This is a genomic window from Jiulongibacter sp. NS-SX5, from assembly GCF_052828545.1.
The window spans coordinates 2,053,209-2,069,998 of sequence record NZ_CM128248.1 but is presented as its reverse complement, the minus strand read 5'-3'; the positions used below and the strand labels follow the sequence as shown (position 1 = coordinate 2,069,998).

The window sequence follows — 16,790 nt, the reverse complement described above, 5'->3', positions numbered from 1 at the left end:
GTAATGAAGAATTTTCTAACACTTATATTAATAATAGCTGGTGGTTCGGTTTTCGGTCAAAGGGAAATTGATGAAAATGGAAGGCCCATAGGAGCAAAACCAGCCTTTTTAGTTTCTAACGTAGAAGATGTTTATTTAAAAAAGAATGAAAGTTTTATAGCTGGGGCGGAGGTAAAACTAGACTACTCTTTACCTAAGGGTGTAACTTCCGGAAAATTGACCTTGTTTCATCCAAGAAAGGATGAAGAGCTACAGTCCTATACATTAAGCTCAGAAACAGGATCAGTAACGGTTAATGTAAAGGAAATGCCGGTTAGCTTTTTTAGTGCAGGCTTATACGATCCGCAAGGTAAATTGGTCAAATCGCTTAATGTGATTGACTAATCCTCAAGGCAGAGTTATTTTGACGGGCAGCGAGTATTTCGCTGCCTTTTTTTGTTCTAATTTCTCTTAATTCTTTAGTCTGTCCTTTAAGGTACAGCCCAGACTTTTGGTTTGTCAAAACAGTAAAACTTTTATTTCCTTTATTCAAAAGGACAGTCCCTAAAGAGCCTTCGATATAGCCTGAGTTTGTAGGTTCCAACTGATAGTTATTACCTGCTATAATTATGTCTGGAAGTTCATCATTATTGATATTCCTTGTTTGAAAATCGAAAATAGAGAGCCTTTGAGCTGCTTGAGGTAAAGCATCAAACTCAAGTTTTCCTTTATTATTCCATAAAATGCCACTCTCCATAGTTTTGGCTTCGCGTATGGTAATAGGAAACTCATTTTGTAACTGAATCATGGAAGCTAAAGCATAAGAGGAATAATTTGGGAATTGGTTTTTAAGCTTAGGGAATTGACGGATCAGATCATCACGTGTAGCAATAGGAGTTTGACCGTTATTTTTATAATAACTCATAACAAATCCTTTATTGGTTTTTGACCCATGAATTGTAATTGGGTGTTTTGGGCTAAACGGATATCGATAGTTTAATCCGATATTCCCCAATAAATAATCCAGATCACCATCTCCATCCAGGTCGGATGCATGGATAGTTTCCCATAGGCCCGATAGATCAGAATTTAAATTCTTTTCTTCAAATTTTCCATCGGTATTCACCAGAACAATCGGAGCAAAAAAGTGACCAACGAGAAGAATGTCTAAATCTCCGTCCTTATCATAATCTGAGCTCACAGCATCTCTAACGATTCCTAAATCGAATATTCCTTCAGTTTGGAAATTGCCTTGGCCATCATTAATGAAGAGCACTGTCTTTGAGCTGTTGGGAAAGTCAGAAGGTCTCACAGCACCAAACCTAAAAAGATCAAGATCGCCGTCATTATCGAAGTCAGCAATCAGAATTTTTGACCCGGGTTCTGTAGTTGTTGGAGCCGTTCTTTGTTCAAAGTTTCCATGGCCTATATTAATCAATAGCTCATCTTGATACTTTTCGGATTGTCCTAAAAATTCGTTTGAACCTTTTAGTAGATATAGGTCTAAAAGCCCATCACCGTTGGCGTCAAAGAACTCTGCATCTGCAACTTCTCCATTACATTCTCTTTCCCAAACGATTTCAAAAGAACCATTGGATGATTGCTTGTAAAGTTTAGAGTTGAAATCACTATTTCCTCCAAGAAATACCTCATCTATGTCGTCCTTATTCAGGTCGGCTATAGCAATAGCAGGACCAGAGTTAGAATATTTTTGAAGTAATAAATTCTCTGAATAAAAGTCAATGAACCTATTTTCCCGATGATTTATTTCGGTATTCTTTAATCGGAAATTTGAGGTATTTGAAGGTGTTTCAATATCAATCTTGTCTAGATCTTCGTAAGAAATATTCAATGTTTGATTCGCAGCTACATTTTCAATTCTTGATTGTTTTCCATCAGGCCAATCTATGGTCAGAATTCCCGTCTTTTGATCGCCTAAACCAAAAATCAAGGAAGGGTCTATGGACGATAGATAACCTCTTACTTGGTTATAATACAGGGATTGAGAGTTAGTGCTTGTTTCAAACTTCAGTGTTGTACCCAATAAGTCGGGAATGTTCCCTAAGGTTAGAAGGTTGATCTTCAAGTAGTTTCGGGTGCTGTTGTTTTTATAAATCCCGGCGGGCTCATTGATATTGTTTATAACGTAGTCAAAGTCGCCGTCGTTATCGAGATCTGCTACGGCTACCCCACCTGAAAAGCCTGGCTCTTGAGAAATCCATTGATCAGTAACCTGATCAAAACTGAGGTCGTCGGTTTGTTTGAAAAACATGTTTTTGGCCTCTAAATGCGGAAGCTTGGCAGCATTTGAGTTCATAAAAGCACGTAGTTCTTCTTTCGACTTAGTATTATCTGCAAAGCTCAAATTATAAGAAATGAAATCTGAGTCGGTGACATCTCTCAGATAGCCATTGTTAACAGCAATGTCCTTCAAGCCATCATTATCAAAATCAACCATTAATGGTGCCCATGACCAGTCTGTTGATGATACCCCCGCATAATACCCTTGTTCAGAATACTGTGGCAAACCCTGGTAGATTCCATTATTTATGAAGAGCATATTTCTGGTAAACTCTGGTGCATAATTTAGCTTTAGCTCTGTCTCAAAAACATGATAGGAGGTCATGAGCATTTTTTTCTGTTGCTCATTGGTGGATGGTAGCATATCCACGGTCATCAAGTCTGGTAGTCCGTCATTATTGATGTCTGCCACATCGTTGCCCATTGAAAAGCGGCTTTGGTAGGGTAAGATTTCATTGGTACGGTTAGAAAAACTTCCATCCTGATTATTTAGATAGACGATATCATTTGGAAGAAAATCACTTGAGGCCACTATATCAAGCCACCCGTCTTGGTTCAGATCAGAAATGGCGAGACCTAAGCCGTGATTATTTTCAGTAATGCCTCTTTGTAGTCCTTCTTCAGTAAAGTAGCCTGTTCCGTCATTAATATAGAGTCGATCTCTGGTGTACAGTCCATATCTTTCTTTTGGGTGAAGTAGGTTGGGGTTTCGTAATTTATTTGAGGTAGTTAAAAGATATAAATCAAGGTCCCCATCTTTATCGAAGTCAAAAAAAGCGGAGTGGGTAGTTTCAGTTGTATCTGCTATACCATACTTTAAAGCTTCTTCTGAGAATGTTAAGTCGCCATTATTGATATACAAATGGTTAGCTCTTGTTTCAGAACTTTCATTCCCCGATTTGCAAACATAAAGGTCTAAAAGGCCATCTTTATTGATATCAACCACTGAAACACCCGTTGACCAGTCTCTACTTTGAATCCCGGCAGATTTTGAGATATCCTCAAAAACGAAATTGCCTTTGTTCAGATAAAGCTTGTCATATACTTGATTGCCGGCAAAATATAAGTCCTGGAGCCCATCATTATTAATGTCTATAACTGCTACTCCACCACCATTATAAAGATTATGGAAATCATAGACGTTATATTGATCATTCTCTGTTATTTGATTGGAGAAATAGATTGAAGAGTGATCGGATGATACTTTGGTAAAAAGAGTCTTTGATTCTTTCTTGCAAGCCACTAAAAGAAGGCAAAAACTTAGAATATGGTAATAGTTTTTCAAGTAAGTCGGGCTAAATAGTTGTACCCAAATCTAAGGATACTAGACCGCTGATTCAACTAATTCCATTTGACTTTTATATTTCATTTTTAACTGCTCATCCATTTGGTTGTAGTATTTATGAAGAGCTTCTATGAATTGAGTTCGCAATGATTTTGGAAGATTTATCTTTGGTCTACGTGGAGATGTCAGTCCTTCTAAATAGGCTTCAAACTCTCTTTGAGGTCTTGATATAGAAAGTGTTTTAGTCTCTCTTTGCTGAATATGAAAGAACTCATGGAAGAGAAGATGAGCACTAGAGTTAAGAGGAAAGTCCAGTACGTTGTATGGAACTCTTATCTTCTGTTTTTCGTCAGGTCCAAATTTACCTTCAGTAGTTAAGGTTAAGGTATTCGGGGAAGAATCTCTGAAAAGAAAGCCATCGAAATTAGGATGCCCAAGGTCAAATACCGCTATTAAAGAATGAAGGGCTTTCTCCAAAGAAGTAAACTCAGCTTCTCTTTTGAAGCTTAGTCTGAGTTCTTCTAATATGACTTTAGAAGTCATTTAGTATTTCGTTCCACGACCCTGACCTCTCCTTTTCTTTCTCTTTTGAGGTGTGGCCGGTTCATCGCCAAACGTCACTAGTTTTTGCTTTGGTTTCTTTTTGGATTTCCAGAATGGCACCTTCTTTTCCTGCGTTTTTTCATCAGTCTTTGCCATGGATTTTGAAACCTTTAAAGCTCTATCCTGAACCTCAAATCCGTTCAGTTCGTCTATTGCAGTCAGTCCATCTTGCTCATTCACCATTTTTACAAATCCATAACCTTTGCTTTGTCTAAGTTTGTGATTTAGAATGATTTGTACAGATTCTACTGGCCCAATTTCCTCGAAAATTTCCTGGAGTTCTGCTTCGGTAAGTTTAAATGGGAGGTTGCTGACGTGTAAATCCATTTCTATGTAATATATTTGAGTGTCAAAATAACACTTATTAATTTTTCGGTACCTTTAAGTTCGTTAAGAATCACAAAGGTTTAACTTAATTACCGATTAAACTAAAGAAGGAGATTCCTTTTTCAATCCTATACTGAAATGACAAAACAAAATCGCAAACTATCCGTACTGGAGAAGGTCGGATACAGCCTCGGCGACCTAGCGGCCAACCTGGTGTTCCAAACTTTGGTAACCTATCTGGCTTATTTTTATACCGATATCTACGGATTAGAAACAGAAGATGCCACTTTGGTTACCCTATTCGTAGGGCTTTTTGCGGCATTTGTTTTTAATCCTATGATGGGGGCTATTGCCGATAGAACTAACTCACGTTGGGGTAAATTCAGACCTTGGATTTTGTGGACGGCGGTACCATTAGGTGTAGTAGCACTTTTGGCGTTTAGTACGCCGGATTTCTCTTATAAAGGTAAAGTGATTTATGCTGTGGTGACCTACACCTTATTATTACTGCTTTATGCCGCCAATAACTTGCCTTATTCGGCTTTAAGTGGAGTAATTACAGGTGATATGGCTGAAAGAAACAGTATGTCTGCCTACAGGTTTGTTGCCGTTATGTTCGCTCAGTTTTTTGTGCAGGTGTTTATGTATAACCTGATATTGAGTGCTGGAAATGGCGATAAAGCAGAGGGTATCGAGAAGGTTATGACCATTCTGGCTATCGTAGGTACTATTATGCTCTTGGTGACTTTCTTTACCACTAAAGAAAGAGTGGTGCCAAAGCCCGAGCAAAAATCGAGTTTAGCGGAAGATCTTAGAGACCTTTTTAAGAATATCCCTTGGATCATCATGTTGGTGGTAACCACTTTGGTTTTTATTACGCTGGCATTGAAAGGCGGTTCATATGTTTATTATTTTGAGAACTATGTTAATCAGGAAAACCTTGAAAGCTTCTTAAATCCTTTAAAACCATTTCTGCCGGTCTTTGAGAATGACACGGCCCTAGGCCTGGGAGTGTTCAACGGAGGCGGTATTTTAATTGGCTTGATAGGCATCATGATGTCAAAGAAATTGGCCGATAAGTACGGCAAAAGGAATGTCTTTGGAGCCTCATTATTCGTTTCGACACTATTCATCATCTTTTTCTACTTCTATCCTCCAGAGTCTGTGGGTTTGATCTTCGGATCACAAATTCTCCATATGTTCTTCTATGGCATCGGTACTCCTATTTTATGGACTATGATCGCTGATGTGGCAGATTATTCGGAATGGAAAAATAACAGAAGAGCCACGGCAATTATTTTCTCTGCCATGATGGTAGGGTTAAAAGGTGGCTTAAGTATAGGGAGTGCCCTTTTGACCTGGATTCTCGGGCTTTTCAATTATTCCGCGAATGCTGAAGGAGGTCAAACTGAAGAGACCATAAATGGTATAAAAATGCTCGTAAGTGTTTTTCCGGCAATTCCATTCTTGATAGCTGTAGCCTTATTGTTTTTCTATGAAATCAATAAAAAGATGGAGCTACAGATAGAAGCTGATTTAAAACTAAGAAGACAAGACTAAACAAAACCTAAATTATGCCTGAAGATAGTATTGATCATATTGACTTTGAGGAATTAGACCAAAAGGCGATTTCTAAGCCATTGGTAACGAATATTTACACGGCAGACCCCTCTGCACATGTTTTTGATGGTAAAATCTACATATATCCTTCACATGACGTAGATGCTGGTGATGCATTTGATGATCTGGGGAGTCATTTTGCCATGGAAGATTACCACGTAATCTCCATGGATAGTATAGACTCAGAAGCCGTCGATAATGGAGTTGCTCTGCATGTAGATGACGTAGCATGGGCTGAGAAGCAGATGTGGGCACCTGATGCCAATGAAAAAGATGGGAAGTACTACCTTTTCTTTCCAGCCAAAGATTATGAGGGTATTTTTAGAATCGGTGTAGCCATTGGTGATTCGCCTGTAGGGCCTTTTAAGGCTGAGCCTAAGGCTATTGAAGGTAGTTTCTCAATTGACCCGGCAGTTTACAAAGACGAGGACGGCGAGTACTATATGTATTTTGGTGGTATTTGGGGCGGTCAGCTCCAAAGGTGGCGTACAGGAGAGTTTAATGCCGAGCAACCTGAAAGTCCTTTTGCTTTTATACCAGAAGATGATGAACCTGCTCTTTGTGCCAAGGTAGCTAAGCTAACGCCAGATCTACTTGAGTTTGCTGAAGAACCAAAAGATGTGGTAATTCTGGATGAAAATGGTGAACCACTATTGTCCGGAGATACCGATAGAAGATTTTTTGAAGCGGCTTGGGTTTACAAGCATAATGGTAAATATTACTTTACCTATTCTACGGGTGATAGCCATTTTATTTGCTACGCAATAGGAGATAGTCCTTACGGCCCCTTTACTTATGGCGGTAAAATTCTGGAACCAGTAGTAGGCTGGACCACCCACCACTCCGTTTGTCAGGTTGAAGGTAAGTGGTACTTATTTTACCATGATTCTTCCCTTTCAAAAGGTGTAACCCACTTAAGGTCAATAAAAGTGGCAGAAATCATCCATAATAATGATGGAAGCATCCAGACACTAAAACCATATAGAGATTAAAATAAAAGGCACCTGAAAAGGTGCCTTTTTTACTTAAATACTTCTTTAAGTTTCTCTTCGCGATACTCAAATATCCCTTTGAGTTGTTTTTTGATGAAGAGTGCGTAAGCGATGTCACCTAGGAAACCGAGTGGAATTTTAAAACTGACTCTGTCCATCATATATACCCCTGAGCCTTTGGCTTCAAAATGGTGTTCATGATGCCACATCCTATATGGGCCGAAACGCTGTTCATCTACAAAGAACTTTTGATCTTCTACATGAGTGATTTCGGTGACCCAATTGGTTCTGATACCTGGCAATACGCCTACATTATAACTTATGATTTGACCCGAAAAAGCCTTTTCAAAGGGTTTCGATGTGATTTTGAAGCCCATATGAGGAGGTGTAATTTCTGCTAAATTCTTTGGGCTGGAGAAATAATCCCAGGCTTGCTCTAATGAGATGGGGAGTTCAGATTCCGCTTCTAGTGTATAAATTCCGGAGTGCTTTCTAAAGGTAATCATAAATACATTTGAGATATATGTAGAAACATACGTATCCTCAAATAAATTCGATGAACCCAAACAATCTTAGACACTTAATGACAAGTTTTTAGCTTAACGAAGGGATCTGAATACCCGTAATTTTTCTGTAGAGGTCTATGGCATAGATGTCTGTCATTCCAGAAATGAAATCGATAATGGCGAGTAAGTTTTGATATAAATCACCATCTTTTTGTAGTTCAAATTGAGAAGGGATAAGTCTGAGCAGTTTCTTTGATTTGGCTGATTTGGGTTCAAGAATTGCACCTACGAACTCTCTTAGTAAGCCGCCAATGACATGATAACCAGCAATTTCTATTTCAATTACGGACTTATGATTGTAAATTTTCTTAACCGAGATATCGTCAATCTTCTTTATTAGTCTGAAAGACTCCTCATCAATTAGGTCTATCAAACTTTCATTTAACTCTCCATTGAGTAGAAGTGACTCATTCTTCATAAATACCTCAGCACATTTATTGGTGAGGAGATTAATCAACATGGCTCTCAATAAAGAGAGCTTTTGCTTTTCATCTTTAATTGAATGCATTTGTTCATCAATGTATTCTTTATTTGGAGCATGCTCAAAAAATGGTAACAGCAGTGACTTTACCTCTTCAAAACTCAAGATATTTAGCCTGAAAGCATCTTCAAGGTCAATTATACGGTAACAGATATCATCCGCCGCTTCTACAAGATAAACGAATGGATGTCTGGAGTACAGGTTTTTCTTCTGGTCAATAGCTGTTATTTCTAGTTCAGAAGCCATTGACTGAACCACAGGAAGTTCTGCATCAAAATAGCCACTTTTTTTGGTACTCAATAATCCGGTACTCTTGTCAAATCCATTGGTGCTATCCACTGGATATTTGATGATGGAGGCCAAACTGGTGTATGTAAGTTTCAGCCCGCTTCGTTTGAAAATGGTACTCATTATTCTAAAGGCATTGGCGTTGCCTTCAAAGTTTTTGAGATCATTAAACTGGTTAATGGTCAACTGAGACTCTATTACTTCTTTGGCGTCAGCATCCAGCTCATTAAAGAAGGTTCTTATCGCCTCTTCTCCCGAATGACCGAAAGGTGGATTCCCAATATCATGAGCTAGGCAGGCGGTCTGTATAACATCTGAAAGTTCAAACCGGTAAAAGTTTTTTGATTGCTCGGTAAATTCAGGATTTTTCTCTGCTAGTTTTTCACCTACAATTCTCCCCAATGATCTTCCTACTGAAGCTACCTCTAAACTATGTGTAAGTCGATTATGGACAAAAACAGCCCCTGGCAAAGGGAAAACCTGGGTTTTGTTTTGAAGTCGTCTGAATTGAGAAGAAAAAATAAGTCGATCATAATCCCGTAAGTATTCCCCTCTTGCTTCATCATTGACACCTTTATTTCTTGATCCGTATCTTTTGTTGGAGTATAATTTTTGCCAGTTCATTCCTGCTTTTTTGTCTAACGTTTGCAAATCTACAACAAGATTAATAGTTTTAGTTACGTAGTCTTACTCGGTGTATTCATCGAAAAAAAACATTAGAACATCTTATTTATTAAAAAGTTTTAATAATGAGACCTACATTTACATTCGACAATAAGATTTTCCCTCCGATTACATTTGTCAGGAGATCTTTTGTTACGAAAAAGCTGGCATATTCGAATAAGGTATGTCTGATACTGAGTGAATCTTTAAAAAAGAAGTGTTATTACTAAATTTTTAAAGAATTGAAAGAATTATTGTCAAGTGCCTTTCCTTGCTGGAGCCATAGAGTCAGATTAAACATTGCTGTCTCTGGATTTCTTCTGCTTTTGGTATCTGTAGTTTATGTGTACAATCTAGACATTGGATTTTGGAAATTTCCCTTGGTTAGTGTGCCAATTGCCTGGCTATTATTGGAGTTTGTTCCTAAAGCATGGCCCAAAAACTTCTCCAGGGTTCGCATGAATAACTTTTGGGTACTGCTTACGGCAGGCCTTGGTTTTGTGTTTATACTTCTTCAGCCAAATCGCTATGGTGTGTTTATAGGTATGGTTTCATTTTTGATTTCAAAAATGTTTGTTCTTTCGAACTTGAGAGTCCTTAATGGATTTATTGAGATAAATAGTGTGAAACGATGGATCACAGTATGTGCCATCGGCGGAAGCTTCTTTTTGTTCTTCATTTTCATCCTTTTAAATGAAGTAGAGCCGCTACACATATTTCCTATTTTCTTTTACGTCTTTGTAGATACGCTCATACTGTATTCGGCAGAAAGAGTAGTAGAAAATAAGATACAGGTAATCATAGGTTTGCTTGCTGTATTCTTACAGGTGGTTTTTGACCTTGTGTGTACTTTCAGCATTTTTATCCCCATTATAGAGGATAATTACACTTCTGCCCTGGTAATTGGCTACCTCTCTTATTTGTTTACCATCGTCTACTTTTACATGGTAAGTCATAAAAAGAAAAGCAGGTCAATGAAGGAGGTAACAAACTACATCACTTCGCTTAAGGAGGATTAGATCTCTACGGCTACTTTATAAGTAGGGTCTTCCATAATATTGACATCGATGATCTTCTCGGCGTTTTCAAGAAGTTTTCTACAGTCAGCACTTAGGTGTTTCAGATGTACTTGTTTGCCAGCCTTATGATATCTTTCTGTGATTTTGTTTAGAGCTTCAATTCCAGACATATCATTTACTCTACTCTCTTTGAAGTCAATTATCACTTTTTCCGGGTCACCATGTACATCAAATTTTTCTGCAAAAGCTTGAGTAGATCCAAAGAAAAGTGGCCCAAAAATCTCATAATGCTTTACGCCCTGGTCATCTACAAACTTACGGGCTCTGATTCTTTTGGCATTTTCCCAGGCAAATACTAGGGCTGAGATTACCACCCCTATCAAAACAGCAAGAGCCAGGTTATGCAATAATACAGTTATGGCTGCTACTAGAATCCCTACGATAATATCATGTGTAGGCATTTTGCCAATAACTTTAAAGCTGGCCCACTCAAAAGTACCGATGGATACCATGATCATTAAGCCGGTCAATGCAGCCATAGGCATTTGCTCAATATAATCGGCACCAAACATGACAAAAACTAAAAGCATGACTGAGGCCACAATACCAGAAAGTCTTGCTCTGGCACCAGATGAAATATTAATTAAACTCTGACCAATCATAGCACAGCCACCCATCCCAGAAAATAATCCGGTAATGAAGTTTGCTGCTCCTTGAGCTATGGCCTCTTTATTACTTCTTCCTCTGGTTTCGGTAATTTCATCAATGAGGTTTAGCGTTAGTAAACTTTCAATAAGACCTACGCCTGCAATGATGAGTGCATAAGGGAATATAACGCCTAATGTATCCAGGTTAAAAGGTACAGACGGAATATGGAAAGGAGGGAAGCCACCCTGAATAGAACTGATATCTCCTACCGTTTTTGTCTCCAGGCCTAAACCTAACACGATGGCCGTTACTACTAAAATGGCGGTTAAAGAAGCAGGAACTACTTTCGTAAGCTTAGGTAAGCCCCATATGATAAGCATAGTAAGTAATACCAAGCCAAGCATAATGTATAACTGCGATCCTTGCATCCAAACCAGATCACCTGATGCGTCTGTCACTTTGAATGAAGTTAGCTGAGCCATAAATATGACAATGGCAAGGCCATTCACGAAACCAAACATCACTGGATGAGGTACTAAACGGATGAATTTACCAAGTTTGAAAAATCCTGCGGCCATTTGTATGACTCCTGCCAGTACTACGGCGGCAAAAATGTACTCAACTCCATGACTTTTGGCTAGAGAAACGATTACAACTGCCACAGCTCCTGTTGCACCCGAAATCATTCCTGGTCTTCCTCCAAAAACAGAGGTTACCAAGCCCATGGTAAATGCCGCATATAAACCAGTAAGTGGCGAGAGTCCTGCAATTAAGGCAAATGCAATGGCCTCCGGGATAAGAGCTAAGGCTACTGTAAGACCTGAAAGTATCTCATTCTTGTAGTTGACTTTCTGAGATAAGTCAAATAATGATAGGACTTGTTTCATTTATGACAATGCTTATTTAAATGCAATTAGACATGCTAAAAAAGAAAAATCGCAACCGAATTCTTTTCGATTGCGATTTTCTTTTAGTTGGCCCGGAAGGACTCGAACCCTCAATAAAGGCACCAAAAACCTCTGTGTTACCATTACACCACAGGCCAATCCTGTTTTGTGGATGCAAAATTAACAGGTCTACTTTGATTTGCAAGGCTTGATCTTAAAAATAATTTGAAAATCTACCTTACACCAATTAATTGGCTCAAAGTGACACTATTAGAAAAATGCAATTTCCTATATTCCTGAAGTTTCTACCTCAGACGAAATCTTACTAACCAATCCTTGCAAAACTTTGCCTGGTCCGCATTCAATAAAACTTTTAGCACCATCCTCTACCATTTTCTGTACAGATTGAGTCCATTTAACCGGAGCCGTAAGCTGTGCAATAAGATTGGCTTTGATAGTTTCAACGTCTGAAGATGGAGAAGCTGTTACATTTTGATAAATGGGACATTGAGGAGTACTGAAACTTGTATTTTCAATCGCCTGAGCCAGCTGTTCTCTTGCAGGTTCCATTAAAGGCGAGTGAAATGCACCCCCTACAGGCAGTTTCAACGCTCTTTTTGCTCCGGCCTCTTTCATTCTTACTACTGCTTCATCAATAGCCGCATCAGATCCAGATATTACCAATTGACCAGGGCAATTATAATTAGCAGCAACTAAAACTTCGTTTAGTTCTTCAGAAATTGCCTTACAAATACTTTCTACTTTTTCATCTTCAAGGCGTAAAACCGCGGCCATTGTTGATGGGTTTATTTCACACGCTTTTTGCATCGCTTGTGCTCTTTGTGAAACCAGTTTAAGACCATCCTCAAAAGACAAAGCTCCTGATACTACCAAAGCAGAAAACTCTCCTAAAGAATGACCAGCTACCATATCTGCATCCAGCGATTCCTGAGTCATGGCCTTGATAACAGAATGAAGAAATACGGCGGGTTGTGTCACTTTAGTTTCCTGTAGGTCTTCGGCAGTTCCTTCAAACATTACCTTCGTTATCTCAAAGCCCAGGATGTCGTTGGCTTTATCAAACAATTCTTTCGCTTTGGCAGAGCTTTCATACAGGTCTTTACCCATTCCACTAAACTGAGCTCCCTGTCCGGGGAAAACATATGCGGTCATATTCTTTTGTTTTAATTCGGCTGCAAGTTAACAGCTCCTTTTGGTTCTTTCATAGCGGCCATAAACAAAACATCCCGCCACAGTTGGCGGGATGTCTGTACTCTCAAGAAAGTAAAAGTTACTTTTTAAGTTGAGCTATTTCCTTTTCGAGCTTTTCAATTCGCTTGTTTGCCTCAATAAGGTAAAGCGTAAGCTCCTCAATTTTTTCCATTTGCTTCGCAGACATTTCTGCGATATCTATACCGCCCTCAGCTACTTCCTGAGCAGAAGGTACATTAGGCAAATGATCATTTTCTTCAATAAACTCTTCCACCTTAGTTAGAGGCATAAGGTTATAATTATCAGCAAAAACGTAATCTGCCCATTTAGCTGAGTTGGCCACTGCTACTCTTACTCGCTCGGCCAATATGCCTTTCTTCACAAATAAAGAATAGCCATCAGGATAAGAATTCATCCCAGTTCCGATTACCACTTTCTGATCTCCCGGTGTACGAATGATATTGCCCGCATGACTCCAAACTGAGCTTCCGGAACCCGAACCACCATCAGAATTGGCAGTTAAGATGACGTGGCCATACTCATCTAGTGAAAGTGCTAAGCCATTAGAAGGGAAAGGATTTGGGTAGTTACTATTAAGTTCTTTGAATTTAATACCACCCCAGCCGAGGTCTAGTCCGTGAGCATCAAACCTTTTACTGATGAGAACATCAGCTTCTGTAGAAGGCTTGATTTTTCCGTCATTAGCGTCATAATACCAAAGTCCACTATCTCCGCCTCCATGTTCTACTACAGGGGAAGGAGCGTCTACAGGTACTACATTTCCAGCATTGTCAAGCCCTAAGAACTTGTCAGACATATTTTGGAATGAGCTAAGCTGAAGGCCGTTTTTAATTGTTGTAACTCCGCTGTTGGAGTTCGAAATATTATTTCCAGATGCATTCCAGTAAGTAGTAACTTCAGTAGTTTCACCTACTTGGTCTGCTACTAAAATTACATCTCCGCTGGCATCTACAGAAAGTACTTTTCCGTTTGAAACTGAGGCCGGTGAAGTGTTATTTAAACTAGAAAAACGAAGTCCGCTGGAGTTCGTTAAATTACTTTTAATGGTAAGGGTATTGCCAGGGTTTGAAGTGTTAATACCTAGCTGACCAGTTTCAAAATTACCATAAATAAGTGGAGTTCTGTTGGCGTCATTATTAATGATCAATCTATTGCTTCCCTGCTCAGCGTAACCTGACTGGAATCCTAAGAATACATTACCTGATCCCGTAGACTTATAACCTGATAAAGAACCGATAGCCACGTTATTAGCTCCATGAACGTTGGCCGCAATTGAGCCTGTACCCAATGCTACGTTATGTCCTCCGGTTTCATTGCTAAACATTGACTGAAAACCGATAGAAATGTTATTTCCGCTTGTATTTGCCTTTTGCATTGCCAAGGCACCAAGGACGATTGAATTATAGCTATCGGAAATCGGTGCTGCCTTGAATCCGAAGAAAAGGTTTCCTCTTTGAGGGTCAATCTTCCCTGAATTGACATCATTCACTTTAAAAACTAAGGGAGTATTATCAATAGTACCTATGAAAGCAGTACTAGCATCCAGCCCTGTGTTTCCTGACGTTCCCCAAACGCTATTATCGGCTGTTAATTTTGCTTCAGTATTTCCTAAAGATGACCATTGCTGACCATTATAAATGTAAAGACCAGACATAAAATCTGTTTGGTAAACAATGAGTCCTTTGGCAGGTTTCTCAATTTTGGTTCTGTTTTCCAAACTCATTCTAGGTAGTAAGAGACCCTTGTCAGAAGAACTCAGATCCAATATGGCCGAGTTATCTGGCTCAGTAGTGCCTATCCCAACTCCCTGAGCCTCAGCACTGTTTTTTGTTAGAAAGCTTAACGCGACTAATATTAGGAAAGTCGGTAACGCTTGTGTAATTCTTTTAAACATTCTTTAATCGTTATTCCTGGACAAATTATTTTGGGGGATTCCAGCGTTCGCAAATAGATGACCAAATAATGTGCCAAAAACGTCTATAATGATTAAGGGGTAGTGCTTACAGCAGAATAGCCTTAAGTCTATGAAATAATGATGAAAGATATAAGTATAGTACAGTTCAGAACGGCTAAACGAGAATTAATAAAATCATGATAATAATTCGATTGGTGTAAATCCTGAAAACTCTTTACTTTTGCCACCGTTGTCTAAAAACAGGAATAAAGGAAATGAAGAAAGTAGCCGTATTTACCTCAGGTGGAGATGCACCAGGTATGAATGCTTGTATAAGAGCCGTAGTACGTGGTGGTATTTACCATGGACTGGAAATGTATGGGATCAGAAGAGGATATAATGGTATGATTACCGGCGATATCTTTCCTTTAGACTCAAGATCAGTAAGCAATATTGTTCAGCGTGGCGGTACCATGCTAAAGTCTGCCAGAAGTATGGAGTTTATGACTCCTGAGGGTAGAAAGAAAGCCTACGAAAACTTAATGGCCGAGGGCATTGAAGGTTTGGTGGCTATTGGTGGTAACGGTACGTTTACCGGAGCAGAGGTATTCTATAACGAGTATGAACTCCCAACTGTTGGTTGCCCTGGTACTATTGATAATGACCTATATGGTACAGATTACACTATTGGTTTTGATACCGCTGTAAATACTTCTTTAGAGGCAATTGATAAAATTAGAGATACGGCAGATTCACATGACCGTGTATTCTTCATTGAGGTAATGGGTCGTGACTCAGGTTATATCGCCATCCAGTCTGGTATTGGTGGAGGTGCTGAGATTGTTATGGTACCAGAAACTCATACACCGCTTAAAAAGGTAGTTTCTGCTTTGAAAGATGGATGGAGTAGATCTAAGTCTTCGTCTATTGTAGTAGTGGCAGAGGGTGATGAAGAAGGTAAAGCACCAGAGATAGCTGATAAGATCAAAAGCAAAGTTGGTGATAAACTAGATATTAGAGTTACTACACTAGGGCATATTCAGCGTGGTGGTATACCAACTGCTTACGATAGAATTCTGGCCAGTAGACTAGGTCTGGGTGCAATTGAAGGTCTTATAGATGGTCAAAAGAACGTGATGGCGGGTATTGTTAATAATAACCTCGTCTACACACCATTCATAGATACCATCAAGAAACCTAAGCCAATTCATGATGATTTACTTAGAATGGTACACATTCTTAGTATTTAAAGATATCCGTTTAGCTTGTAGATTGCGGTTCCTACAAGCTCTTTCATGAGTGTCTCGCTGATGCCAAAAGAACCTGAATTTGGGAAAAAGTCGGTGAGGTCTGTTTTTGACTGACGACTCATAAAGTGGCTCGGGAAAGGCTGGACATTGAAGCCCTGCCTTTCAAAACAACCAACGGCTCGTCTCATATGAAATGCAGAGGTGATAAGTATGATATTACGCTTTTGCAGTCGGCTATTTGTATGTAGAGCGTTTTCAAATGTATTGCGAGCTTTCTTTTCCAGAAGAATGTCATCTTTATTCACTCCATTCGCTTTTAGGAAGTTATAGGCTAAATCTATTTCAGTAACTTCTTTTTTGTGTAGGATACCTACATCTCCTCCTGTAATAAGAATCTTAGTGATTTTCTTGTTCTTATATAATTGTAGGGCTTGCCAGATTCTATCCGCGGCATAGTCTATATTCACGTTTTCTGTATATGGTAAACTTTCGTTTGCAATGCCTCCTGTGAGAACTACTCCGTAAGTCCTGTTCTCTACGGCTGAAATGCTTTTTTGAGGGTACTCCCACATCCTCAGAGCTTTATTGACCAAAAAAGGGCAGCTGAATAAATATGTTAACAGAATTGTAAATAGGACTACTGCTTTTGATTTGGTACGGTTTTTAAGTAGAATACTTAGGGTTAGAAGTATGAGGATGATTCCGACCGGCATGAGCAGAAAGCTCAAAAGTTTTGAAAGAATGAAAAACATAA

General features: G+C 39.1%; 14 protein-coding genes and 1 tRNA gene. 5 read left to right on the top strand and 10 right to left on the bottom strand.

Annotation, left to right across the window (positions count from 1 at the left end; all coding sequences use genetic code 11):
• Positions 1–3 precede the first annotated feature (3 nt).
• Positions 4–384 carry a hypothetical protein gene (locus ACUXV0_RS09145; protein WP_446192784.1) on the top strand — a complete coding sequence of 127 codons (381 nt, stop codon included), beginning with the start codon at positions 4–6 and terminating at the stop codon, positions 382–384.
• On the opposite strand, the gene ACUXV0_RS09140 is transcribed toward ACUXV0_RS09145, so the two are convergent.
• From ACUXV0_RS09140 to ACUXV0_RS09130, 3 genes are all read right to left on the bottom strand, one after another.
• Positions 368–3,523 (bottom strand): VCBS repeat-containing protein, encoded by a 3,156-nt coding sequence (locus ACUXV0_RS09140; RefSeq protein ID WP_446192783.1) that lies wholly within the window; start codon positions 3,521–3,523, stop codon positions 368–370. The two genes, ACUXV0_RS09145 and ACUXV0_RS09140, sit on opposite strands and share 17 nt — an antisense overlap.
• Before the next feature lie 81 nt (positions 3,524–3,604).
• Positions 3,605–4,108 (bottom strand): hypothetical protein, encoded by a 504-nt coding sequence (locus ACUXV0_RS09135; protein ID WP_446192782.1) that lies wholly within the window; start codon positions 4,106–4,108, stop codon positions 3,605–3,607.
• Complete coding sequence (locus ACUXV0_RS09130) at positions 4,109–4,495, bottom strand: RNA recognition motif domain-containing protein (RefSeq protein ID WP_446192781.1); 387 nt, start codon at positions 4,493–4,495, stop codon at positions 4,109–4,111.
• 138 nt (positions 4,496–4,633) lie between these two features.
• Between ACUXV0_RS09130 and ACUXV0_RS09125 the strand changes: the two genes are divergently transcribed.
• Positions 4,634–6,055, top strand: a complete 1,422-nt coding sequence (locus tag ACUXV0_RS09125) for an MFS transporter (RefSeq protein ID WP_446192780.1) — start codon at positions 4,634–4,636, stop codon at positions 6,053–6,055.
• A gap of 14 nt (positions 6,056–6,069) precedes the next feature.
• The gene (locus ACUXV0_RS09120) at positions 6,070–7,107 is read left to right on the top strand and encodes a glycoside hydrolase family 43 protein (protein ID WP_446192779.1); all 1,038 of its coding nucleotides are present in this window, start codon (positions 6,070–6,072) and stop codon (positions 7,105–7,107) included.
• A gap of 29 nt (positions 7,108–7,136) precedes the next feature.
• Here ACUXV0_RS09120 and ACUXV0_RS09115 read toward each other — a convergent pair whose 3' ends face one another.
• Positions 7,137–7,613 carry an SRPBCC family protein gene (locus ACUXV0_RS09115; protein WP_446192778.1) on the bottom strand — a complete coding sequence of 159 codons (477 nt, stop codon included), beginning with the start codon at positions 7,611–7,613 and terminating at the stop codon, positions 7,137–7,139.
• Positions 7,614–7,701: 88 nt separating this feature from the next.
• Positions 7,702–9,066, bottom strand: a complete 1,365-nt coding sequence (locus ACUXV0_RS09110; RefSeq protein WP_446192777.1) for a deoxyguanosinetriphosphate triphosphohydrolase — start codon at positions 9,064–9,066, stop codon at positions 7,702–7,704.
• Between the two features lie 281 nt (positions 9,067–9,347).
• On the opposite strand from ACUXV0_RS09110, the gene ACUXV0_RS09105 reads away from it, so the two are divergent.
• Positions 9,348–10,124, top strand: a complete 777-nt coding sequence (locus ACUXV0_RS09105; protein WP_446192776.1) for a hypothetical protein — start codon at positions 9,348–9,350, stop codon at positions 10,122–10,124.
• On the opposite strand, the gene ACUXV0_RS09100 is transcribed toward ACUXV0_RS09105, so the two are convergent.
• The 4 genes from ACUXV0_RS09100 to ACUXV0_RS09085 form a co-directional block, all read right to left on the bottom strand.
• On the bottom strand, positions 10,121–11,659 hold the full coding sequence (locus ACUXV0_RS09100) for a SulP family inorganic anion transporter (protein WP_446192775.1): 1,539 nt from the start codon (positions 11,657–11,659) through the stop codon (positions 10,121–10,123). The two genes, ACUXV0_RS09105 and ACUXV0_RS09100, sit on opposite strands and share 4 nt — an antisense overlap.
• Before the next feature lie 87 nt (positions 11,660–11,746).
• Positions 11,747–11,817 (bottom strand) — tRNA-Gln (locus ACUXV0_RS09095).
• A 130-nt stretch (positions 11,818–11,947) separates the two neighbouring features.
• A complete protein-coding gene (gene fabD / locus ACUXV0_RS09090) occupies positions 11,948–12,832 on the bottom strand; it encodes an ACP S-malonyltransferase (RefSeq protein ID WP_446192774.1) in 885 nt (294 codons plus the stop codon).
• Between the two features lie 118 nt (positions 12,833–12,950).
• Positions 12,951–14,786, bottom strand: coding sequence for a hypothetical protein (locus ACUXV0_RS09085; protein WP_446192773.1), 1,836 nt, complete (start codon positions 14,784–14,786; stop codon positions 12,951–12,953).
• A 275-nt stretch (positions 14,787–15,061) separates the two neighbouring features.
• On the opposite strand from ACUXV0_RS09085, the gene pfkA reads away from it, so the two are divergent.
• The gene (gene pfkA / locus ACUXV0_RS09080; protein ID WP_446192772.1) at positions 15,062–16,036 is read left to right on the top strand and encodes a 6-phosphofructokinase; all 975 of its coding nucleotides are present in this window, start codon (positions 15,062–15,064) and stop codon (positions 16,034–16,036) included.
• Here pfkA and ACUXV0_RS09075 read toward each other — a convergent pair.
• Positions 16,033–16,788, bottom strand: coding sequence for a YdcF family protein (locus tag ACUXV0_RS09075; RefSeq protein WP_446192771.1), 756 nt, complete (start codon positions 16,786–16,788; stop codon positions 16,033–16,035). The genes pfkA and ACUXV0_RS09075 overlap by 4 nt on opposite strands.
• Positions 16,789–16,790: the final 2 nt, after the last annotated feature.